Source organism: Pseudoalteromonas sp. SG43-7 (assembly GCF_014164295.1).
GTDB classification, from domain to species: domain Bacteria; phylum Pseudomonadota; class Gammaproteobacteria; order Enterobacterales; family Alteromonadaceae; genus Pseudoalteromonas; species Pseudoalteromonas rhizosphaerae.
The window spans coordinates 1-22,298 of the sequence record NZ_JACJEY010000019.1; the positions used below are offsets into that span (position 1 = coordinate 1).

Sequence of the window (22,298 nt, forward strand, 5' to 3'; positions counted from 1 at the left end):
AGCAGTTATACTTTGTAAATTTAGGAGCGTATCGTGCTGATAGCTTAGCTGAGCAGCATGACTTTGCGTTATATGTAGCAAGTAGTAGCGACGAAGCTAAACAAAGAGCAAAAGAGGATTTACTAAACCTTTAATCCCACAAAACCTGCGCTTCACCGCTGTTTCCTTTAAGCATGTGTAATGTTATGTAAAGTCAGTTGAGCTATTGCTGCACTGGTGCTTGAATTACACTCATAAATAGCAGTAATTCAGGTTTTTATATGATTTGGCAACTTAAGCCGAGTTTAGTGGCGGTGAGTGTGTTGCTGCTCAGTGCATGCAGCAATCAGCTCAATCCTACTGAACGTGCGCAAGATATCGCAAATACCCCAGAGCTTTGGCAACAAGCGACTACGTCTGCATTAAAGGTTGAAGATAATTGGCTGCAGCAGCTAGAAAACCCACAAGTTTTTTTTCTAGTTGAACAGGCATTAGCAAATAACCAGCAAATTTTGCAGTCCGGTTATGATGTTGCTATTAAACAGCAGCAGCTAATTGCCACAGGCGCCGCGTTGTGGCCGAGCTTGGATTTATCTTCGCGGACGAATCGCAGCAAAGATAATCGCCCAGTTAGTTACAATAATGCCAGTTCGGCAAATTTAACCCTCAGCTACGAAATTGATCTATGGGGTAAGTTATCTGATGCGCAGCGTCAAGCTAACCTTGAATTTTTAGCAGAGCAAGCCAATTTTGAGCAAAGTAAACAGCGCTTAGTAGGCGATGTAGTCAGCGGCTGGTTTAATGTCATCAGTGCGCAAAAGCTATTGGCACTGTATCAACAGCGTGAAAAAAACGCTGAGCAAAATTTGGCAATTATTGAATCGGGTTATCGCCAAGGTTTAAATGCTGCGTTAGATGTGTATTTAACGCGTAATGAACTAAATACTGAACGCTCGCGAATTGCCGGGCAAAAAGCGACATTAAATCAAGCTATTCGAACACTTGAACGGCTAACTGGAGATTATCCCAAAGGCGCCTTAACTGTCGAGGCCGAGCTCCCATTATTAGATAAGCCTATTCCATTAGGTTTACCGTCAGAATTGATCACCCGTAAACCAAGTTTAATGGCCAGTTGGTATCAACTGTTAAGTACCGATGCTAATTTGGCCTATGCCCATAAACAACGTTTTCCCAGCTTAGATTTATCAGCAACGTTAGGTGATAGCACAGACCGAGTAAGCGACTTGTTTTCTCCGTCAAGCCTGGCATGGTCGTTGGTTGGTAGCATTTCTATGCCACTGTTTGATGCCGGTAGGCTAAAAGCAAACGAGGAAGCTGCACGATTAGCAGTACTTAGCCAAGAGCAAAACTATTTAGCGAGTTTGTATGATGCTTTTAACGATGTTGAACAAGCTATTTCGCAAGAGCAATCATTGCAGCAACGCTACCAGGCTACGCTTAAAGCGCAAGAAAATGCTATTGCAGCAGAGCAATTATCATTTGAGCAATATCAAAGTGGTTTAGTCACTTACACCACCGTATTAGATGCACAAGACCGCTCTTTTGATGCACAAAGCTCTGTCATCGAAATTAAAAACCAACTTATTATTAACCGTATAAATCTTCATATTGCCCTTGGTGGCGATTTTTCACAGCCAACCAACGCATCAACAGAGCAATAACTATGAACTTAAAAACCAGAAAAATATTGATCCCAGCCGTAGTGATTGCAGCAACCGCAGCAATCGTTATGTTTATTCAAGGTAACCCGCCGCAAGCTAATCGTTTTGCAGCGCCACCTAAAGCACAAATTAGTGTGGCAGTGCAGTTACTAACACCGCAATCATACCAAGTGATGATTGATAGTTTTGGCACCGTAAAACCACGCACGCAAAGTGGCTTAGTTGCTCAAGCATCGGGGCAAATCATTGCGGTTAGTGAGCAGTTTCGCGAAGGGGGCTTTTTTGAAAAAGGGGATGTGTTACTGCAACTTGATGATAGGGATCACCGCGCTGAAGTAAAAGCCGCACAAGCAAACTTATTAACTGCGCAACAGGGCTTACAAGAAGAGCAAGCGCGTGGACGTCAAGCTTTGGTTGACTGGCAGCGTTTAGGTAATGGTGCACAAGCGAGTAACTTAGTGTTGCGCGAACCACAATTAGCTGCAGCGCAAGCACAAGTGTTGTCAGCTCAAGCGCAACTTGAAAAAGCTGAACTTGATTTAGAGCGTACTAAAATTACAGCTCCTTATGCCGGTCGTGTACTCAGTCGCAGTGTTGATCTAGGCCAAGTAGTGTCTAATAATACTCAGCTTGCAACGATTTATGCCATTGATAGTGTGGAAATTCGTCTGCCAATCAAAAATAAAGATTTGCCATTTATAAACTTACCAGAGCAATATCGTGATGGGAAAAAAAATGCACTCGGATCTGCGGTGCATTTCACTTCAGACTTAGTCGGCAAGCAAAGTTGGCTTGGGCAAATTTCGCGTACCGAAGGAGCTATTGATGAAAGCGCCCAACAACTGTACGTGGTGGCACAAATTAATGATCCATACAAAGCAACGGCGCAAAACCAATATCCAATTAAGATAGGGCAATATATTAAAGCGCAGATCAGCGGCAAACAGGTAAACGATGTATTGGTTATTCCTAACAGCACCATTTATCAAGGCAGCTATGTGTATGTTGTTGAGCAAGGCGTACTTAAGCGTAAAGAGATTCGCTTAGCATGGCAAAACGCGACGCAAGGAATTATTGCCAGTGGTTTAACGGCTGGTGAACAGTTGGTACTCACACCGCTTGGTCAGGTGAGCTCAGGTACGCGAGTTAAAGTAATGGGTGAACCTGCAACCTCGACAGAACCTGTGAAAAAACAGCGCCCAAGTCGTGAGCAGCTCGAAGAGATGGCTAAAAAACAAGGTATTACTGTTGAGCAGTTAGTTGAAAAACGCCGTGCAGCAAGATCGCAAGGAGATAAACCATGATAGCTTGGTTTACCAAAAATCATGTTGCAGCTAATTTATTGCTGATCAGCATTGTATTTGCGGGTTTATTTAGTTTAACCACGCAAATACCGCTTGAAGTATTTCCTTCATTTGAAACCGATCGCATTAGCGTTAGCGTATCATTACGTGGCTCAACACCTGAAGATGTGGAGCAAGGGGTGACCATCCGTATTGAAGAATCAGTGCAAGATTTAGAAGGGATCAAACAGATCTCAAGTCGCTCCTCTGAAGGCTCCGCCTCGGTTAGTATTGAAGTTGAAAGTGGCTATGATCCGCGAGAGTTATTAGCTGATATAAAAAGCCGGGTCGATGCGATCAATACCTTTCCTGTTGATGCCGAAAAGCCCGTTGTAGCCCTTGCAGAGCGCAAGCGTGAAGTCATCGCGGTCACCGTTGCTAGTGATTATGGTGAAAAAGAAACCCGTGAATACGCCGAACAAGTTCGAGACCAATTACTGCGTTTACCAAGTGTTACGCAGGTTGAGTTAAGTGGCGTGCGCGATTACGAGTTAGCCATTGAAGTCAGCCAAGATACGTTACGCCAATATAGTTTAAGTTTAAGTGATATTTCGCGGGCCATTAGCAATTCTAGCTCTGACATCTCCGCAGGGAATTTAAAAACCGAAGGCGGCGACGTACTCATTCGCTCTAAAGGGCAAGCTTATCGCAAAGACGAATTTGCCCAAGTAGTGGTAAAGCATCAAAGCGATGGCACTATTATTCGTTTAGGCGATATTGCTAAAATCAGCGATGACTTTGAAGAAACGCCAGTGCGTACCCGCTTTAACGGTAAGCAAGCTGCGTTTATTGACGTATACCGAATTGGCCCGCAAAGCGCTATTACTGTGGCAGATGAAGTAAAAGAGTTCATTGAAAACCAGCAAACAAATCTGCCGATGGGGTTTGAGCTGAGTTACTGGGATGATGATTCAGAACTGGTTAAAAGTCGTATTGCCACGCTTACCACTAATGCCTTACAAGGCGGCATTTTAGTGTTGGCTTTACTGACGTTATTTTTACGACCGGCCATCGCATTCTGGGTGTTCATTGGTATTCCAGTATCGTTTATGGGCGCTTTTTTAGCCATGCCATTGTTTGGTGTAACACTGAACATTATGAGTTTATTTGGTTTTATTTTAGTTCTGGGAATTGTTGTTGATGATGCCATTGTTACTGGTGAAAATGTTTATACCCATTTAAAAACGGCGGAATCAGGTGAACAAGCGGCTATTCGCGGTACTCAAGAAGTGGCAACGCCGGTAACGTTTGGCGTATTAACGACAGTTGCGGCCTTTTTACCTTTGGCGTTTATTGAAGGTGGCCGTGGCGCGTTATTTGCGCAAATTCCAGTGGTGGTGATCCCCGTGCTATTATTCTCGTTAATTGAGTCTAAGTTCGTGTTACCCGCGCATTTAAAATACATAAAATTACGTCATCAAAAAGGCGAGCCCTCAAAATTTGATAAGTTCCAACAACGTTTTGCCGATGGTTTTGAGCATGCAATCTTAAAATACTATCAGCCCATTTTAAACCTCGCTTTACGCCATAAACTTGCAACGGTGAGTTTGTTTGTTGGTATTTTCTTGATCATTTTAACTATGATCACCAGTGGCTGGACTAAGTTTATTTTCTTCCCACGTATTCCAAGTGAAACAGTGCGGGTTAACTTAACCTTACCAACGGGTACGCCGTTTGAAGTGACTAATAAATATGTCATTGATATGTCGGATAAAGCTCGCCAATTACAAGATAAGTACCGCGATGAAGAGACGGGTGAAAGTGTTATTTTAAATATACTTGCTACTACCGGCGGGCGCGGTGGCGCGTCTAACTCTGGCAGTGTTCGTTTTGAAATAACACCCGCTGAAAGCCGCGACTCAGATATTGGCTCGCGCGAGCTTGCCAGCGAATGGCGCGATTTAATTGGTATTATACCTGGCGCTGAAAGCTTAACTTTTAGAGCCGAAATTGGCCGTAGTTCCGATCCGATTGACGTACAGTTAACGGCAACCTCACTGACAACATTGCAAGAAGTGGCTGATCATGTCAAAGCGCGGTTAGCGACATACCCAACGGTATTTGATATTGCTGATAGTATGTCTGATGGCAAAGAAGAGCTACAAATAGAGCTAACAGAGCAAGGCCTAGCACTGGGGTTGAATCGTGTTGATGTATCGCAACAAGTGCGTAATTCATTTTTTGGAGCGCAAGCTCAGCGTATTCAACGTGGCCGCGATGATGTGCGAGTAATGGTGCGTTTACCAATCGAAGAGCGCCGCTCAGTGGCGGATCTAAAAGATATTTTAATCAATCTACCCGATGGCGGCACTGTGCCTTTATCGCATGTAGCTAAGCTGGTGCCAGGGCAAAGTCCTTCGTCGATAAATCGCATTGATCGCTACCGTACTTTGAATGTTACCGCTGATATTGAAAAAGAAAACACCAATATGACGGTGCTCCAAGCTGACTTAAAAATTTACCTAGATGAGCTTGTACAGCAATACCCTGGTGTAAGTCACTCACTCGAAGGCGAAGCCAAAGAGCAGCGAGAGTCATTTGGTTCACTTGCATGGGCATTGGTTTTTGTGTTTTTTATTATCTACGGCTTATTAGCAATCCCATTTAAATCCTACTTGCAGCCATTGATCGTTATGAGTGTGATCCCATTTGGCATGATAGGCGCGGTAATAGGGCATTGGATCATGGGCATGGAACTGACCATTATGAGCTTACTCGGCATGCTAGCCTTAATTGGTGTAGTGGTGAACGATTCACTCGTTTTGGTTGATTTTATTAATAAAAAACGCAGTGAAGGGGGGGATTTACTGGAGGCGGTAAAAATGGCGGGCGCATCACGTTTTCGTCCTGTGATGTTAACCAGCTTAACGACCTTTATAGGCTTAATGCCGCTACTGTTTGAGAAGGCAACACAAGCGCAATTTTTGATCCCGATGGCGGTGAGTCTTGGTTTTGGAATTATTTTTGCGACCTTTATTACCTTGTTGCTAGTGCCAGTTAACTACTTGTTGATGGAGCGCCTGCAAGGCTGGTTTAAATAAAAAGTTATTCCCCACAATCTATTAGGTTGTGGGGAATACACGCAAAATTTCTCAAACTATTTTTTCAAGCTGAGGTAAACTAATCACAAAGTAGTTAAATTCAAAGGCTTCAACATGATTGAATACCCGATTGATCAACTCCCACAGCTTATTGACGAGCTTTTACAATGTGATACCACAGAACGTAAAAATAAGCTGTTAGCTGACGCCAAAGAAATACTCTCGACAGAACATTTATCGTTATTATTTGAAGCCTTACCAAAAGATCAGCGTATTGATATTTGGCAATTATTAGATGAAGACACCCAGCACGAAATATTCATTAATTTAGGCGCCGATAGCTGTCGTTGGCTATTACAAACACTCGATGAAGATGACGGTTTTAAATTACTTGATGAAGTAAGCGTTGCTGAGTTACTTGAACTTGAAGAAGTGATCCCTGAGCGCTTTGTTGAATACGCTCGCCGTCAACTTGATGAAGTACAAACCAAGCAATATGAATTAGCGCAGCAGTATCTGCCAGAGCAACTTGGTCACTGGCTTGATTTTGATTCACTTAAGGTTTCAGACAAACTTACGGTCGGTGGCGCACGAAAAATCCTGCAAAAAGGCTTACCGCAATATACCGAGGTTATTTATTTAGTAAGCCGCAAAGGCACGCTAATTGGTGAGGTATCGGTTAACACGTTATTTAAAGCTAAGGATTCAGATACCTTATTAAGTTTTGCTGATCACGATATCACCTCACTGCATGCTGACGATGACCTATACGAAGCCGCGGAAGTGGTGATCCACAGTGAAAAAATGGCAATGCCCGTTGTCAATGTCGATAACAAGTTACTGGGGCGATTAAAAGTTACCTCAGCTTATGAATTACGCCAAGAGGTCACCGATGAAGCAGCGGCAAAAGCGGGTGGTTTACGCGAAGACGAAGATCTATTTGCCAGCGTACGAAAAAGTGCGAAAAACCGTGGTATTTGGTTAGGCATTAATTTAGCAACCGCATTTTTAGCATCCTGGTTTATTGGCTTATTTGGCGCAACCATTGAGCAAGTAGTTGCATTGGCAGTATTAATGCCGGTAGTTGCATCAATGGGCGGTATTGCCGGTAGTCAAACACTTACCGTAATCGTGCGCGGTTTAGCGCTTGGTCAGGTAACCGACTCAAACCGTAAGGCGTTACTTAAAAAAGAGCTTAGGGTAGGGGCTGTAAATGGCTGTGTGTGGGCTATGGTAATTGGTGTGCTTACCTATTTCTGGTTTAGTGATGTGATGCTCAGTATCACTATTACAGTGGCTATTTTGCTTAATTTAATTGCAGCCTCTTTGTCTGGCGTGGTGATCCCTTCGATTTTAGATAAAATGAAAATCGACCCGGCACTGTCAGGTTCAGTAATCTTGACAACAGTGACCGATATCGTTGGCTTTGTCACTTTCTTAGGGTTAGGTAGTTTATTACTACTTTAGTATTTTAGTGTACGCAGTATGATAACTTTTACAGGTATTTGATTAATTTCAGTTTTATTTCTGTTGTGTGAACCTTTAGTGAAGAACTGGTTGGCGCGTATCATCTGGTTCTTTTTTATCATAAAGTACAACTCTCGCAGTAGCGAGCTACATAATTAAAAAGGAAATACTCAATGTCAAAGAAACCAGCTAAAGCAATCAGTAAAGAAGTAAAATCGATTAAAAAAGAAATCAGCGCTCGTAAAGATAAAGTCGCAAAACAAAAAGCCAAAATAGGTAAGCTTAAAAAAGCGCTGAAAAAAGCAGCTTAATTTAGCATACAAAAATACTGCTGTGCGACCAGTTATTCAGCGCCATCAGTAAAGGTATATATACCTTTCAAATGCTTAGGCAATTATAAAATATTTTTGTAATTGCCTAAGCCAGTTTATTATCCCCACTCTTAGTACGTAACGATCTGTTTTTGTATAATATTTGTTAATAATTTTATGCAAATATGTTTTAATCTATGTATATCCTTTACAGCATTAAGCGTTTACTTAAACTTTATGATAAAAAATCACTTCATAGTCGCTATTTTTATCTTTATTTTCTCTACGCTAGCTAATGCGTCTGAACACTTTAGTGATCACGAACAATTCTGCTTACAGCAGCCAGAGAAAGACTGCTTAGTTTATATTAATGAACGTATAGAGAAATCAGAGCTAGATTCTTCTCGGTGGTACAAAGCCAAGTCTTACTTATTTGATTATTATTACGATAAAAGTGATTATGAAACCTTAAAAATCATTGTTGAGCCATTCGCAGAACGAGATGATCTACCTGAAGTATTTAAAGTCCAAGTTTACTTTTATTATGCCAAAGCCTTACGTTACTCTGAGGATGATGAGCTTGCAGAAATCTATGCTAATAAGGCTCTTACAGATATACAGTTGATGTACGACGCGTTTGCAGATCCAATGCGAATGCTTGAGTTAGCCAATTTGCAGTATGTTTTTGGTAATAAAGAATCCGCTTTTCAAATGCTACTCGAAACCGAACGAAAGTTTGGCAAGAGTAAAGACCCAATTTTTAATTTTGAATTACATTCCAATAAAGCAAATATTTATCATGCTTTTGGCGATTTAGAAAATGCCAGAGATAGTAGAAAAAAAGCACTCGATTGGATACTTCCAACTCAGCATCAAGGCAAAATTATTGTTGCACAAGGGAATTTAGCGCGTACATATCAATTGCTCGGACAGTATGACCTTGCCATTAAGTATTATGTTGACTCGTTAAGTTATATGGTCGATGGCAGCGATGATATTACCAAAGCTTCGCATACATTAAGGCTGGCAGAAATATGCTGGCAAGCAAAAGATAATCAGCAGGCCATTAAGTGGTTTAAAGCGGTTAAAGTGAGTGACTTAAATCGTAACCATAAAATAGTCTATGAACAATTAGCTAAAGCCTTAACTTTGTAGCGATTGTAACTATGCACCCTCGATAAGACGGCCCATATTTATATGGGCCGTAGTTATTTGTTTAATTAAAAGCTAAACGCTACATTCGCATAAACAAAGCGGCCATCTAAACTATATGGCGTGAACCCGCTGTAAGTGAAAATTTGGTTAAAATCACTATAACCAATATTACTTACCGTATCTTGCGGGTACTGATCAAATAGATTATTAGCACCTAAAGCAAGTTTCCATTGCTCAGTTGGACGATACGCTACTTCAATATCGGTGAGCCACTTTGCTTTTAGAAGCTCATCACCCTCAGCACTACTTGAGGTATCAACTACTTCACCATAGCGTGTTGCACGAAGCGTGGTTTGAATATTTTCATAATCCCATGTTGCAGACAGGTTCCATTTATCTGCTGGTGTGCCTTTTTCGAATCGAGAAATTTCACGTCGTGCAAAGTATTGATATTCATCACCTAACGCTTCCAGTTCCGGTGGATTGTCTTTCACATGAGTAACTTCTGTATCGTTAAAGTTTACAGCGGCACTTAAGCGTAAGTCACCATAGTCAGCTAAACCAAGTAAATAGGTGGCAACAATATCTACCCCTTGAGTACGCGAATCGATAGCATTGGTAAAGTAGCGCACACTTTGGGTATTAAGCTCAGCGGCTTGTTGTAAAATAGCTTCAACAGCAGGGCCTTCTAAGTTTTCAGAAAGCACAATGCGATCATCAATATCGATACGATAAGCATCAAGCGTGAAGCTAAAATTACCTTCTGTGAAGATAAAACCAGCGGTCATATTGACAGACTCTTCAGCGTCTAAATCTTTTGCGCCAAGCGCTTTGGCAGCAGGCTCACTACTTGGAAATAATCCGACTTCTCTAGGTACGCCATTTTCAAATACAGTGCTGACTGATTTATAAGACGTTTGTGCAAGAGACGGTGCTCTAAAACCACTACTGATAGCACCACGTAACGATAATGAAGGAGTAATGCTATAGCGGCTGGCAAGTTTCGCTGTAAAAGTACTGCCAAAGTCACTATAGTCTTCAAATCGACCTGCTAGCACAGCATTCCAATTTTCAGTGAGGTAGGTATCAAATTCAGCAAATAGAGCAATGTTATGGCGGCTTTTATCAGTTGCACTATCCGGTGAAAAACCTGATAAAACTTGTGCACCACCGGCGGCAACAGGTACGCCTTGTGCATCAAGTACCGTTAAATACGAAGCTTGTTCACCGGCTTTGATTTGGTAGTTTTCATGGCGATATTCAGTACCAATGGTAACAAACACGTCATCAGGTAAGCCTAAGTCAAAGCTATTGCTGGCATCCATGTTAACAAGGAATTGTTCATACACTAATGCGCCATTATCAAACTCTGTCGGACTGTTAGCACCCATAGAGGTATTGATGCTATTGCTAACACCTAAGGCAAAATCATTGCGACCATAATTAGTGCTGATATCCCATGTCCAATCATTACTAACCCCATTTAAACCGATAGCAAACGAATAGTCGTCAACATCAGTGTCAATGTTTGGTAAAAACCCATCTGGATAAACGCTTGGCAAATTACGGTTGTCTTTGGCACGACGATAGAAACCGCCTGAGTTACCTTTACGATTTGAATAACTGGCAAAAGAGTAAAGTGATAAGTCATCACTAAAGTCGTAGCCAAGATTATAAAATAGCGCGATATCTTCAACATCGGCTTTACCAAAGCGGTGATTATAACGGTCAAACGTCAGCTCTTTTGGATCAAGCGCGCCGTTTTCATCACGATTATATTGTTCTCGCTCATCAATACCTGAGCGGTTAGTTGGCTCGTTGTTACGGGTTTCAATTGAGATATTGATAAAGCCATTCTCGCTAAGCGAAAAGCCCGCATTGGCACTTGCAGTTCGGGTAATACCATCGTTTACTTTACGGTCTTCGCCTTTGGCAAAGCTTAAATTACCTTGCGCATCAGCACTGGTGCTGAGTAACTGAGGAGAGCCCGCCATTTGTGTGTCGTACTCACCATAGGTGTAGCTTACACTACCGCCTTCATCGGCATCTTTGAGTACAATATTAATCACACCAGCAATGGCATCTGAGCCATATTGCGCAGCTGCACCATCACGCAGTACTTCAACACGTTTAATTGCAGAGGTTGGAATATTATTTAAATCAACGGCAGTAGAGCCGCGGCCAACGGTGCCGCCTAAGTTTAATAAAGCACCAGAATGACGGCGTTTACCATTGACAAGTACTAAGGTGTGATCGGGAGCTAGGCCTCTTAATACTGCAGGTTTTGCATGGTCAGTACCATCAGCGAGGGTTGCACTTGGGTAGTTAAAGCTAGGTAATTGGGCTGCAAGCACTTGGCTTATTTCTAGTTGGCCTGTGGTTGCTAGATCACGACTGGTTAGCAAGTCTACAGGAACTGTACTTTCCGACAGGCTGCGTAAACTACGACGTGTGCCGGTGACCGAAATAACTTCAATATCTTTTACTTCGTTTTCGCTAGTTGGTTGCTCTGCTGCAATGGCACTTACTTGAAAAGCAAATGTACTGCATATTGCTAAATGTAGGGGCAGTTTTTTTAAGTTAGCCATATAGTAATCCCTTGAGTATGTTGATTTTAACCAACAACATTTTACTAATAAAATGTTTACTCAACAAAGAATAGATCAGAATACCATAGTAGCAATGTACCTTAATTGTTAATATTTTGCGTCTTATGTAACTGTTAGTGTGTTTTATTTACAAGTTGCAGTTCTATCTGCAAAAAGTAATAGCGAGCTGTAACTGATAGACAAATTATTTACCGTTATAGCGTATTAAGCACTAATACTAATTTTATTTCTGCCGTCAGATTTTGCTCTATATAAAGCCGTATCAGCGGCACATATTAGCGCTTCGCAGGTGCGGTATTGGTTATCAAATTCGCAGGCAATACCTTGGCTCACACTTACTTTAACTTCTGGCGGTAGGCCAATATCAGTAAATGACATCGCATTAATTTGTTGTTGAATATGTCTGGCAACAACGGCGGCACTATCACGGTTGCAACGTGGCAGAATAACAGCAAATTCTTCACCGCCATAGCGAGCGGCTAAACAATCTCTTGATGGTATACATTGCAAAATAACCTTGGCTATTTTTTGTAAGCACTTATCGCCTTTAATATGGCCGTAGGTATCGTTGAACCTCTTAAAATGATCGACATCAATTAATATACTAGTTAATGGCTGGTGGCTTTGAATACTTTCTTGCCAGTATTGTTTTAATGATTCATCTAGCGTGAAGCGATTAGCAAGCCCAGTTAAATGATCTGTTGATGCTTGTACTTTTAATTTATTATATATTGCTTTGTGAATACTTAAATCATGTAATATGCATACATAAAGTTTTTGCGCTGACGCAATGCTTGAAGGCATATTAGAAATAGATAAGTCGGCCTCAATTATATTGCCATCCGCTTTATTTATTTTTACTTCATTAGGACCAAAGTTAAGGCGAGTATCTTTTATATCTAACCAGTTTAGTAACGTATACATGTATTTATCACGATCAGTTTCGTGTAAAAATTGTAGCAAGCTTTGCCCAATCAGCGACTGCTGAGAGTCACCTAAAAGCTGCGCCGCCATCGGGTTAACAAACTCAAACGTGCCTTGCTCATCGATAACAAAAATGCCTTCGGCGGTACCATTAAACAGTTCAATCAAGGCACCAAACTGTAAGTGAGAAAGACAGGCAGAAAGGGTTTTGCCAATAGCAGCTGATTGCTTATTTGCATTAAGTGTATGGTTGTTAGTATTTGTTTGCTTAGACACGTTTGATCCCTACGCTTTGCTATACGTTTTTGGTGTCTATAAATTTACTTAAAAAAGTGCAAATAAACCTTCTGGTAATCTTCTGGTTTTAACATGTTGATTTTTATTGTTTTGTTTTTAAATTTGCACAGGTTTTAACTAACCTGTGCAAAGTATTCAGGCATTATTAGCTTGTTTTAGTTAGGTTTTCTATCGTTTTCTACTTGCGGGTCTGGGCTTTTATAAGTTTTACCGTCACGTTCTACTACAAAACGCATGCAAGTACGGCCAGTATTTTCATTTGAATCATAAACACAAATGGCTCTCCCCCCTTTTATTAATGCGCCTGCAAAGTCTTCTTTAGCGCAAGACTCTTCAAAGCCTTCAACTTCAGAGAACTCTACATCAAAAAACGTGATGCCTTCATTGCTAGGATGATTTTTAATAATATAAAGGCCAATTGAGTTGGCATCTACAACGCTGCCACCACCGCTCACTACTTTGTCATTTTCATAGTAAGTTATTATGGCTTCGTCATTATCGTTTATAGTAATGTCTACGTTAAATATATATGGCGTTAAAGTTGGAAGCATGTTTTTTCCTTTTCGATTGTTATAGTTCAAAGTTACTGATGCCCAAATTAATTAGGCTGTTTTTTAATTCTGTAATCTCGGCTTCTTTATTTAAGCAAATATGCGCTTGAATAAGAGGGAAGGTATGATATATGCTTTTATTTTTTTTATCTCCCAAAGCAATGAGTGCATTTTGGCAATATATTTTTCTTTCTTCTTTATTTGAGGTTAGTTTAGCATTAATTAAATTTACTATTGCTAAAATTGACCCCGAATCATTTTCATTAAGTCGATTTACTTGCTCTTTATAATCGTCACTTTGTTCAAGTGCTATTAACAGTGTTTTAGCTTTTTCGTAAAAGCCTCGTTGTAAAAAATACTCAATCAAGCTTATTTGGGTATTAATTATTACTGTATTGTTAAACTTCTCTTGAGCTATAAAACTCAGTATTTCGTCTATTTTACTATTGATTTTTTTGTCATCAGATAACGCTAATTGCAAAGCTAAAAAGCGAAAATAGGAACGTTGAAATTGGTTGTTTTCTGGGTCTTGTAAACGAGCAAGGTTAATCGTGTTTGTTGCTTGCTCGGCTTTTTTATAAGCTGCGCTTTTGTCAGTAAAGTAACTTAACAAATAACTTTGTTGTATGTAATTTGACGCAAGCCCCTTATATAAACTAGCGTCATTAGGGTACTTACTCAGCATGGTACTTAGTTCGTTCGCTGCACTATTAAACATAGTAAGCGTATCATTAAAGTTTCCTAATTTTTCCTCTGTACTGGCAAGCCAACTAAGAGTATCGGCCCTATCGCGTAGCAAATTTTTATTGTTGGGTTTCAGTTCAAGGGCTTTATTTTTTAGAGCTAGCGACTGTGTAAAATTTTGCTTTGCGGCTTGGTAGTTAAATTGATTTAAATACAGGGAGCCTAATGAGTTATGTGAATACGATAGCTCCATAATGGAGTTAAAGTCATTGGGTGCTAATGAATACATTGTTTCACTATAAGCGTGGTATTTTTTAAACATTGGCTCTGTGGCAGCGTAATCACTTTTATCATAATGAAGCTGGCCTAACCAAAAAGCATTTGCGCCCGCAAGCGTTAATAGTTCTAAATTATCTGGTTGTATTTTTAAGAGTGCTTCAAGGCGAGTGCGGGCGTTTTCAAACGCGGTATAGGCCTCACTGGTTTTGCCGCGGGAATAGGCGACTTCCCCCATTGCCTCAAGGGTTTGTGCATATTGAAAGCGGTTGTTAAATTCTTTTTTTTGGTCGTTAAAACTAAAAAGAGAGCTGGGCTCTTCTGCTTGATTGGTAAAGTACTCCAGCGCTTTATTGCTAATACCATCGAGCAAATCCATACGTTTAACGCTACGCAGTTTATCGGCAAATTCACCCACCATAAAGCCAAGTAGGCTTTCGGCTTCTAAGCGTTTTTGCTGCGCGACTTGCTCAGCGTGGTAGCTGCGTACGCTCATAAAGGTGGCTATAAAACTGAGTAAAATAAGGGCAACCGCGGTGGCTTGTAACACTCTTTTTTTACGTTTTGCCCTGCGGTTTGATGCTTTAATTAAACTTAGTTCAGCAGCGCTGAGGCTAAACATAACGTTATTTATCAGGCTTTGTGCTTCTTGTAATGGCTTGCCCTGCGCTAATAAAAAGTCGGCATGTTTTTGCTCGTTTAACCAGCGCTCGGTGGCGATTTGCAAGCGACTTTTAATGGCTAAGCTTTGTTGGTGTTGGTTTATCCAGTCTATGGCACGTTGCCACTGACGTAGTAGCGCTTCGTGTGCCAAACTAAAACAGGCTTGCTCGTTTTTAAGGTGCGACACAAATAAGCGGCTATCGACCATCGCTTGTGCAAGTTGTGTTTGTGCTGGGGTGGTGAGTTCATCCCAACGGGCTGCGCGGCTGGTGAGGGTTTCGCCATCAGCGTGCAGGGTAATGAGTTTTGATAATACCAAGCTCAGCTGGGATTGTTGTTGCTTGGGCAGTTGTGTAAAAACGTGCTCGGCTTTTTTACCAATCGCGCCTTCAATACCGCCCAATGCTTGATATTCAGAGACTAATAGCTCATCGTTTTCGCTGCGCTGTAAGTACAGTTGTTGCAAAGTGTATTGCAGCATTGGCAGGGCATCGGGGTTATTGGCGGTGTCGTTACAGAGCATTTCATCCAGTGGTGTTTGGTGCTCAGGGTCAAGCTGCCAACTAAGCCCTGCGGCTAAAGCTGGCAGGCGGATCATCTGTTTTAATTCAGCGCGAGTTGGCGGCAGTAAGTCAAAATGGGCGCCATTGGCTTTGCCTGCCATTAAGCTAGGTTGATTAACCACTTGCGGATAAAAGTCATTTCGACAGGCGCTAAATATAATCATGCAGTTACTGGTGGCCAGTAACTCTATAATTGTTAAAAACTGGCTGCGCTCTTGCTCGCTAAATACTGGCGACGACAGTAATACTTCAAGGCGGTCGATAAATAAAAATAAATACGGTTTTATATGGGCTGTTTGGCTTTGCTTTACAGCCATTTGGCAACCCTCAATAACTTGCTCGGGCGCGTTTTGTAATAACTCGCTCAAGGTGTCGGCACTCATATCACTAAGCACCGGGGCGTCGTTGATTTCTAAATCAAGTAGGGTAGAGGCTAAATCGAGAAATAACCGATCTTTAGTTATATCAGCAAAATCAAGTTGGCAGTATGACTCAACCCGAAAGCCATCAAAGCCTGATTCACTCATTAATGCCGGTAATATACCTGCATTGACTAAAGATGATTTACCTGAGCCACTAGAGCCGAGCAATAAGCTAAAAGCACGGCCAAAACTTATTTGTGCCGATACCCGTTGTAATAGTGTGTTTATTTGCTTGCTGCGGCCAAAAAAAACATCGGCTTCATTGGGAGTAAACGCGCTTAAGCCAACAAAGGGTGAGCTGCCTTGCCATTTTATATGGCTGGCTTTTTGTTCTTCATCGAGAGGCAGCTCTATTTTGGCGATAACGCGGTAGCCGCGCTTGCGGATTGTCTCTATGTATTGCGGATCACTGGCTTTGTCGTCAAATGCTTTACGTAATTGCGTGATAACTTTGTGCAATGGATTATCGCCCACCGCAACAGTGCGCCAACAATGGTTAATGATCTCGTCACTGCTAACTAATTCTCCTTGTTTTTCGCATAATAACAATAAAACATCCATCGCTTTGGGCTCAAGTTGTTTGACTTGCGCACCTCGTCGTAAGCTATTGGTGGCAGGTGTTACTTGCCATTCACCGACAAAGAAAACAGATTTACGCATGCAGGGCTCATCATTGTTATTTTTAAAATTGAGGTTGCTTTAAACAGCTTTGTTTTATCCTACTGCAAGCAATAAGTTAATACAATATTCTGAGTTAAACGTTAAAAAGCTTTATTAAACAGTTACAGTTCAAGTGATGTCTATCTTACATTACTTTATGTAAAGCCTGCTTGACTTTTCTGTGAGCCTCAACAATACTTAGTCAAGTTTACTTGACTAAAAAGGCGAGAGCATGAAACAACAAACAGGATTAACATTCAAACAACGCAACAAACTAAACACTGTTTATTTAGCAAAGTGGACTCTGGCATGGGTTTTAACTTTGGCGCTTGCGTCATTCGGGCCATTATTGCTGTGGGGCGAGCAGAACACGCTACTTAGTATAGTGGCAATTATGGTCAATGTTTGCGCAGGTATTATGATGATTATGGCAAATAAACGCCATTTAGCTGGCTTAGATGAATTGCAGCAACGGTTACATTTAAATGCAATGGCGATTACCTTAGGAGGGAGTTTAGTATTTGGTTTAGCATACTCGGTATTACAAACGAGCGGGGTAATTTCGTTTCGACAAGGGATTTCTCATTTAGTGATGTTTATGGGGATAACTTATTTAGTGTCTGTCGTAGTGATAAATAAACAACTTGGCGCTGAGGACGAAGAATGAAAAACCGCCTTAAAGTATTGCGCGCGGAGCATGACCTTACTCAGGCAAAATTAGCAGAGCTACTTGATGTATCAAGGCAAACGGTGAATGCTATCGAAAAAGGCAAGTTCGATCCTAGTTTACCGTTAGCGTTTAAAGCAGCTCGTTTATTTAAATTAAAAATTGAAGATATCTTTCAAGATGAAGAGATATAAATTCTACACTCTGCGTACTTTAAGTACGCAGAGTGTAGCGCTGTTTATGGGGCAACTAGTTGCGGTTTTTGTTTACCCATTTGCAATGCACTCAGTAACCACATGATAAATCCACCAGCAAATAACACTGCGGCGACATAGCCGGTTTGATTAGGTTGCGCGCCTTGTGCAATTGCTAAGCCGCCAACCCAAGGACCAATTGCATTTGCAGTATTGAATGCGCATTGTACAAGTGCGCCAATCATTGCGTGCCCATGGGGAGATACATCCATCAACATAGTTTGGATAACTGTGCCAAGTCCGACACTAAAGCCAATAAAAAATATAACCGCATAAAGTAACCAAATGTTATGGCTTGCCATTACATAAGTTGTAGCAAAAACGATTGCGCCAACAAGTGCTATACCAGTGGTTTTAAGGGGCGAATGATCAGCTGCCTTACCTAAAATATAGTTGCCCAGCGTGCAACCAATACCGAACATAACCATTGCAATTGATATAGTGTAGGCTGGTGTGTGAGTGACCACTAAAATTGTATCGGCAATATAAGTATAAATGCAAAACACCCCGCCAAAGCCAACAATAATGATCCCTAAAATTGACCAAACCAGCTTATTTTTCAGTACGCTCAACTCGCTTAATAACGACGAAGGGGCTGAATTTTTTGTGTTTGGTATGAACTTTACAATTAGAATTAACGCAACAAGTGCCAGCACTGCGGTGCCCGCTAAACAATAACGCCAACTAAAATTTTGACCGACTAAAGTAACCATAGGCACGCCAACAATCGTTGCTATGGTAAGGCCCATAAATACTTTAGACATAAAGCTGGCGCGTTTATTGGTAGGTGCTATATCTGCGGCTAATAAAATGGCAACAGCAAAATAAGCTCCGTGGGGTAAACCACTTAAAAAGCGAAATAATATAAGCTGCTCTAACGAATTAGCAAATGCGCTTAAGCCGTTAAATATAAACATCATCGACACAAATAATAGCAAAGCATTACGCTTGCGCATGTTTGCTGTGGTGATCATAAAAAACGGTGCGCCGATCACTACGCCAATCGCATAGGCGCTAATGGTATAACCGCTTTGTGCTGGTGTTGAGGCAAATGTTTCGCTAAACAATGGCAGCATCGGCATCATCGAAAATTCCGATAATCCTAAAATAAAAGTACCCAGTGCAAGTACTAACAAAATAGCGGTAGTGCTTAGCGTATTGTTCACGACGCTAGGTTCAGGTGACATAGATAACCCTTGTAAAAAGACTGACGACAAAATATGAATGATTTATTTAATAAAAAGCAGGAAACTGCAATTTTGAAGAACCAATTAAACCGCGATTGTATGATAAAAATAAGTCAGCGTCTTGCACTAAAAACAGTGTATTTAGAGCAGAAAATACGATTTTAGATTGCAGTGTTTTTGGCTGAATAGGAACGTTCTAATTTTCAATGACTTGATATATTCACCTTGGTTATTAAGCGGCATGCTGATGAAAAATAAATTTTCAGTGGTTGTGGCTATTTTATGTTTTTAGTGTTCTAACAGCCTTTTAAAAGTTATTAGCGTGTTTAAAATAAGAACAATAAACATCGAGTCAGAGCTTGGGGTGCGACAATTTGTCGCGTGTTCAGTGTTGTCGTCAAGTTATATACTTTGCTTATCTTAAACCTGCTGTAATTAAAGAATAAAATGAGCAACCACAATCCACCTATCAATTCACGTTATGCACTTTCTCCGTTAGCACTTTGCATTGCGAGTTTAGTCTCTCCTTATGTACTGGCTGATGATTCAATTGAAGTGATTGAAGTACAGGGCCAAAACGTTAACAGCCATGCAAATTTAGGTTCTGCTGAACAGCTTTTAACTGAGTTGGGGGTGGATTTCTCTGCGGCAGGTGGCATTTCTAGTTTACCTATATTAAATGGCATGATGGGCGATAGAGTTAAAGTACTGGTCGATGGCGCAGATATTACTGCGGCCTGTGGCAATCAGATGAACCCACCATTATCTTATATTTCGGCTAATCAGCTATCGTCTTATCAAGTGATTGCAGGTATTTCGCCAGTAAGCGCTGGTGGCGATAACATTGCCGGCGTTATTGTAGTAAACACCATTGCTCCGCAATATGGTGAGAGTGATATGTTAGTGTGGCATTCAGGTTATGTGTCGGCGCAGTATCGCAGTGTAAATAATGCGCAAGCGGTTGGTGTTGGCGCACGACTTGCCAGTGACAGCTTTAGTTTAAATTATCAAGGTGCCTTTGAAGACGCTGATAGTTATGACGATGGTAATGGTGATTTAGTATTAGATACTCTATATCGCGTGCAAAATCATGCATTAACAGCAGCGCTGCGAGATGAAAAACAACAGCTAGTGGTTAAATTAACGCATCAAAAAATACCCTTTCAGGGCTTTGCTAATCAATATATGGATATGACGGATAACACCAGTTATGGCATAGTCACTCAGTATAAACGCCAGCTTGAAAGTGGTGAGTTTCGAGCGCAAATAAACTTTAATGATGTAAAGCACGAAATGGGTTTTTTCAGCGCTGAAAAAACCGGCATGATGCCGATGAATACCGACGCGCAAGATATCAGTTATCAACTTAATTGGCGTTTAGACTTTGATGCTGACACTGTATTACTGCTCGGCCAAGAATACTATGGTTACCGCATTGATGATTGGTGGCCTGCGATTGAAGGCTCAATGATGATGGGGCCTAACGACTATGTAAATATTAATGACGGTGAACGTGACCGCTACACCGGTTTTGCTGAGCTGCAAAAGCAGCTAAATAACAAGTGGTGGGTCTCTGCTGGTACGCGTATTGAATATGTGCAAACGGATACCGGTGAAGTGCAGCCATATTCAGACATGGGTGATGGCATGAATGGAATGTCAGGTATGGGAAGTATGCCAGCAATGAATATGGCAGATCCAAATAAAGATGCTGCAAAAGAGTTTAATGCCATGGATCGCGCGCGCAGTGACACGCTTGTGGATGCCAGCCTATTGTTACGCTACCAAATTACGAATGAAGATGAACTACAATTTGGCTTAGCACGTAAAAATCGTGCGCCTAATTTATATGAACGTTATAGCTGGGGTGTCAGCACAATGTCGACCAGTATGATTGGTTGGTTTGGTGATGGTAATGGTTATATTGGTAACCCAGACTTAGCAGCCGAAACCGCGCATACCATCAGCACCAGTTACACTAAATCGGCAAAAGGTGGTCAGTGGCAAATAACAGCTAACGCTTGGTATACCCAAGTAAATGATTATATTGATGTTACTGTTGTTGGCAGTACTAACCGCACAGATAAGGCATTAACTGTGCGTAATACCCTGCAATTTACCAATTTAGACGCCACACTTTATGGCACTAAGCTTGAAGGTATTATTCGTGTTGTTGATAGTAAAAATGCAGGCACATGGGATTTAACCGCCGCGCTTACTAGCACCCATGGCGAGCGTGATGACAGTGATGAGCCGTTATATCAAATAATGCCACTGCACAGCAAAATAGCCCTTGAGCAACAACTCGGTAAATGGCAAAACTCATTAAGCTGGGAGTGGGTAGATAGTAAAACGCGTGTAGATCCGCGTCGTATTGAAAATCTATCAGCCAACTATAGCTTAGTGAATTTAGCAACCAAGGCGACATGGGATAAGCTAACAGTTAAGTTGGCAATTACTAATTTACTTGACGAATACTACCAGCAGCCTTTAGGCGGAGTCAGTATTGCCCATTTTAATGTGGATCAAGGCCAAGGCTTTAGCCAATTAGCAGGACAAGGTCGCTCGGTTAATGCCGGTATCAGCTACGCATTTTAAGTAAACTACCTAAATGTAGCCATGATGTTTAGCATGGCTACATTATAGCTGATCACAAAAATCTATAAACTGCGTTAGCAACGGGTTTTTATATTTGTCTTTATGCATTACTAACCAAAATTGCCTTTGCATAGGGTGATTTAAATTAAGTTTTGTAACGCGGCCATCTTGTAAAGCGTATTGTGCCGCGAGTGACGATAAACATCCCAGCCCTAACCCTTCAGCAACGCTGTTGATCAATGCCTCTGTGGTATTGAGCTCAAAACTTTGGCTCCAATTATCGATATGTGTAGCGAGGTTTTGTAAAAAGAATGAGCGTGAACCAGAGCCGGCTTCCCTTAATACCCATTCGCTGTTTGCTAAGTCATTAAAACTAAGCTGTGGTTTTTTAGCTAAAGGGTGGGACAGCGGCGCAATAATACACATAGTGTCTTTACTAAACACGGTTGAGACTAAGTCGCTTTGCTGGGCTTGGCCCTCTATTAGTGCAATGTCGAGTTCAAAATCGCGCAGTTTTTGACAAATAAGCTCAGAATTTGAAATAAAAACTTGCTGTGAATAATGCAGCTGTTGTTGGCGAAATCCACTAAGTATAGAGGGTAACACATGATTACCAATGGTATCGCTGGCACCTATTTTTAAGGTGCCGCTGGCTTTTGCGTGGGACGAAAAAAGCGTATTAATATCATTTGCTCTGTGCAGTAATTCATCGGCTAAGGGCAGTAATTTTTGCCCTTCTTGATTTAAAATTAAGCGATGATTTACTCGGTCAAACAGTGGGTGACCTAACTGCTTTTCAAGCTCGCTAAGCGCCATGCTCACCGCCGCTTTAGACAAGTAAAGCCGCTCAGAGGCTGCGGTAAGTGTTGCATGCTGAGTAATACCTACAAACACTTTAAGTTGTTTAAGAGAAATATTCATGAGCTTGGTGTTTAATTTTTATGAACATGTGTTCTATATAATTA

At 41.3% G+C, this 22,298-nt stretch carries 15 protein-coding genes and 1 pseudogene; 10 read left to right on the top strand and 6 right to left on the bottom strand.

The genetic code is table 11. The annotated features are described in order from the left end of the window. The 7 genes and pseudogenes from H5200_RS10545 to H5200_RS10575 form a co-directional block, all read left to right on the top strand. Positions 1-125: pseudogene (locus tag H5200_RS10545) on the top strand (DUF1543 domain-containing protein); the annotation flags it as partial. A 135-nt stretch (positions 126-260) separates the two neighbouring features. Then, a complete protein-coding gene (locus H5200_RS10550; RefSeq protein ID WP_182761461.1) occupies positions 261-1,661 on the top strand; it encodes a TolC family protein in 1,401 nt (466 codons plus the stop codon). A 2-nt stretch (positions 1,662-1,663) separates the two neighbouring features. Further along, positions 1,664-2,965, top strand: a complete 1,302-nt coding sequence (locus tag H5200_RS10555; RefSeq protein ID WP_182761462.1) for an efflux RND transporter periplasmic adaptor subunit — start codon at positions 1,664-1,666, stop codon at positions 2,963-2,965. After that, positions 2,962-6,045: an efflux RND transporter permease subunit gene (locus H5200_RS10560; RefSeq protein WP_182761463.1), complete on the top strand. Its 3,084-nt coding sequence runs from the start codon at positions 2,962-2,964 to the stop codon at positions 6,043-6,045. The genes H5200_RS10555 and H5200_RS10560 overlap by 4 nt, the downstream gene beginning before the upstream one ends. 114 nt (positions 6,046-6,159) lie before the next feature. Beyond that, entirely contained in the window at positions 6,160-7,512 is a 1,353-nt protein-coding gene (locus tag H5200_RS10565; RefSeq protein ID WP_182732439.1) for a magnesium transporter, read from the top strand. 173 nt (positions 7,513-7,685) lie between these two features. Beyond that, a complete protein-coding gene (locus H5200_RS10570) occupies positions 7,686-7,823 on the top strand; it encodes a hypothetical protein (RefSeq protein WP_169020715.1) in 138 nt (45 codons plus the stop codon). Positions 7,824-8,060: 237 nt separating this feature from the next. Further along, the gene (locus tag H5200_RS10575; RefSeq protein ID WP_182761464.1) at positions 8,061-8,978 is read left to right on the top strand and encodes a tetratricopeptide repeat protein; all 918 of its coding nucleotides are present in this window, start codon (positions 8,061-8,063) and stop codon (positions 8,976-8,978) included. A gap of 65 nt (positions 8,979-9,043) precedes the next feature. Here the strand turns inward: H5200_RS10575 and H5200_RS10580 are convergent, their stop codons facing one another. The 4 genes from H5200_RS10580 to H5200_RS10595 all read right to left on the bottom strand — a co-directional run bounded on the left by H5200_RS10580 (position 9,044) and on the right by H5200_RS10595 (position 16,627). Further along, positions 9,044-11,566 (bottom strand): TonB-dependent siderophore receptor, encoded by a 2,523-nt coding sequence (locus H5200_RS10580; RefSeq protein ID WP_182717024.1) that lies wholly within the window; start codon positions 11,564-11,566, stop codon positions 9,044-9,046. Between the two features lie 225 nt (positions 11,567-11,791). Then, positions 11,792-12,727, bottom strand: coding sequence for a sensor domain-containing diguanylate cyclase (locus H5200_RS10585; protein WP_310737046.1), 936 nt, complete (start codon positions 12,725-12,727; stop codon positions 11,792-11,794). A gap of 236 nt (positions 12,728-12,963) precedes the next feature. Further along, complete coding sequence (locus tag H5200_RS10590; RefSeq protein ID WP_182761466.1) at positions 12,964-13,359, bottom strand: DP-EP family protein; 396 nt, start codon at positions 13,357-13,359, stop codon at positions 12,964-12,966. 19 nt (positions 13,360-13,378) lie between these two features. Then, entirely contained in the window at positions 13,379-16,627 is a 3,249-nt protein-coding gene (locus H5200_RS10595) for a winged helix-turn-helix domain-containing protein (RefSeq protein WP_182761467.1), read from the bottom strand. Positions 16,628-16,859: 232 nt separating this feature from the next. On the opposite strand from H5200_RS10595, the gene H5200_RS10600 reads away from it, so the two are divergent. Then, the gene (locus tag H5200_RS10600; protein ID WP_182761468.1) at positions 16,860-17,294 is read left to right on the top strand and encodes a hypothetical protein; all 435 of its coding nucleotides are present in this window, start codon (positions 16,860-16,862) and stop codon (positions 17,292-17,294) included. Continuing rightward, positions 17,291-17,488 carry a helix-turn-helix transcriptional regulator gene (locus H5200_RS10605; protein WP_182761469.1) on the top strand — a complete coding sequence of 66 codons (198 nt, stop codon included), beginning with the start codon at positions 17,291-17,293 and terminating at the stop codon, positions 17,486-17,488. The genes H5200_RS10600 and H5200_RS10605 overlap by 4 nt, the downstream gene beginning before the upstream one ends. A gap of 44 nt (positions 17,489-17,532) precedes the next feature. Here H5200_RS10605 and H5200_RS10610 read toward each other — a convergent pair whose 3' ends face one another. Beyond that, a complete protein-coding gene (locus H5200_RS10610; protein ID WP_182761470.1) occupies positions 17,533-18,735 on the bottom strand; it encodes an MFS transporter in 1,203 nt (400 codons plus the stop codon). Between the two features lie 447 nt (positions 18,736-19,182). On the opposite strand from H5200_RS10610, the gene H5200_RS10615 reads away from it, so the two are divergent. Beyond that, positions 19,183-21,333, top strand: a complete 2,151-nt coding sequence (locus H5200_RS10615) for a TonB-dependent receptor (protein WP_182761471.1) — start codon at positions 19,183-19,185, stop codon at positions 21,331-21,333. 42 nt (positions 21,334-21,375) lie between these two features. Here the strand turns inward: H5200_RS10615 and H5200_RS10620 are convergent, their stop codons facing one another. Next, a complete protein-coding gene (locus tag H5200_RS10620) occupies positions 21,376-22,254 on the bottom strand; it encodes a LysR family transcriptional regulator (protein ID WP_182717031.1) in 879 nt (292 codons plus the stop codon). Positions 22,255-22,298 lie beyond the last annotated feature (44 nt).

Bases quoted from the DNA above. Each gene is read 5' to 3' on its own strand.
- H5200_RS10550 (WP_182761461.1), top strand. From the start codon at position 261: ATGATTTGGCAACTTAAGCCGAGTTTAGTGGCGGTGAGTGTGTTGCTG.
- H5200_RS10555 (WP_182761462.1), top strand. From the start codon at position 1,664: ATGAACTTAAAAACCAGAAAAATATTGATCCCAGCCGTAGTGATTGCA.
- H5200_RS10560 (WP_182761463.1), top strand. From the start codon at position 2,962: ATGATAGCTTGGTTTACCAAAAATCATGTTGCAGCTAATTTATTGCTG.
- H5200_RS10565 (WP_182732439.1), top strand. From the start codon at position 6,160: ATGATTGAATACCCGATTGATCAACTCCCACAGCTTATTGACGAGCTT.
- H5200_RS10570 (WP_169020715.1), top strand. From the start codon at position 7,686: ATGTCAAAGAAACCAGCTAAAGCAATCAGTAAAGAAGTAAAATCGATT.
- H5200_RS10575 (WP_182761464.1), top strand. From the start codon at position 8,061: ATGATAAAAAATCACTTCATAGTCGCTATTTTTATCTTTATTTTCTCT.
- H5200_RS10580 (WP_182717024.1), bottom strand. From the start codon at position 11,566: ATGGCTAACTTAAAAAAACTGCCCCTACATTTAGCAATATGCAGTACA.
- H5200_RS10590 (WP_182761466.1), bottom strand. From the start codon at position 13,359: ATGCTTCCAACTTTAACGCCATATATATTTAACGTAGACATTACTATA.
- H5200_RS10595 (WP_182761467.1), bottom strand. From the start codon at position 16,627: ATGCGTAAATCTGTTTTCTTTGTCGGTGAATGGCAAGTAACACCTGCC.
- H5200_RS10600 (WP_182761468.1), top strand. From the start codon at position 16,860: ATGAAACAACAAACAGGATTAACATTCAAACAACGCAACAAACTAAAC.
- H5200_RS10605 (WP_182761469.1), top strand. From the start codon at position 17,291: ATGAAAAACCGCCTTAAAGTATTGCGCGCGGAGCATGACCTTACTCAG.
- H5200_RS10610 (WP_182761470.1), bottom strand. From the start codon at position 18,735: ATGTCACCTGAACCTAGCGTCGTGAACAATACGCTAAGCACTACCGCT.
- H5200_RS10615 (WP_182761471.1), top strand. From the start codon at position 19,183: ATGAGCAACCACAATCCACCTATCAATTCACGTTATGCACTTTCTCCG.
- H5200_RS10620 (WP_182717031.1), bottom strand. From the start codon at position 22,254: ATGAATATTTCTCTTAAACAACTTAAAGTGTTTGTAGGTATTACTCAG.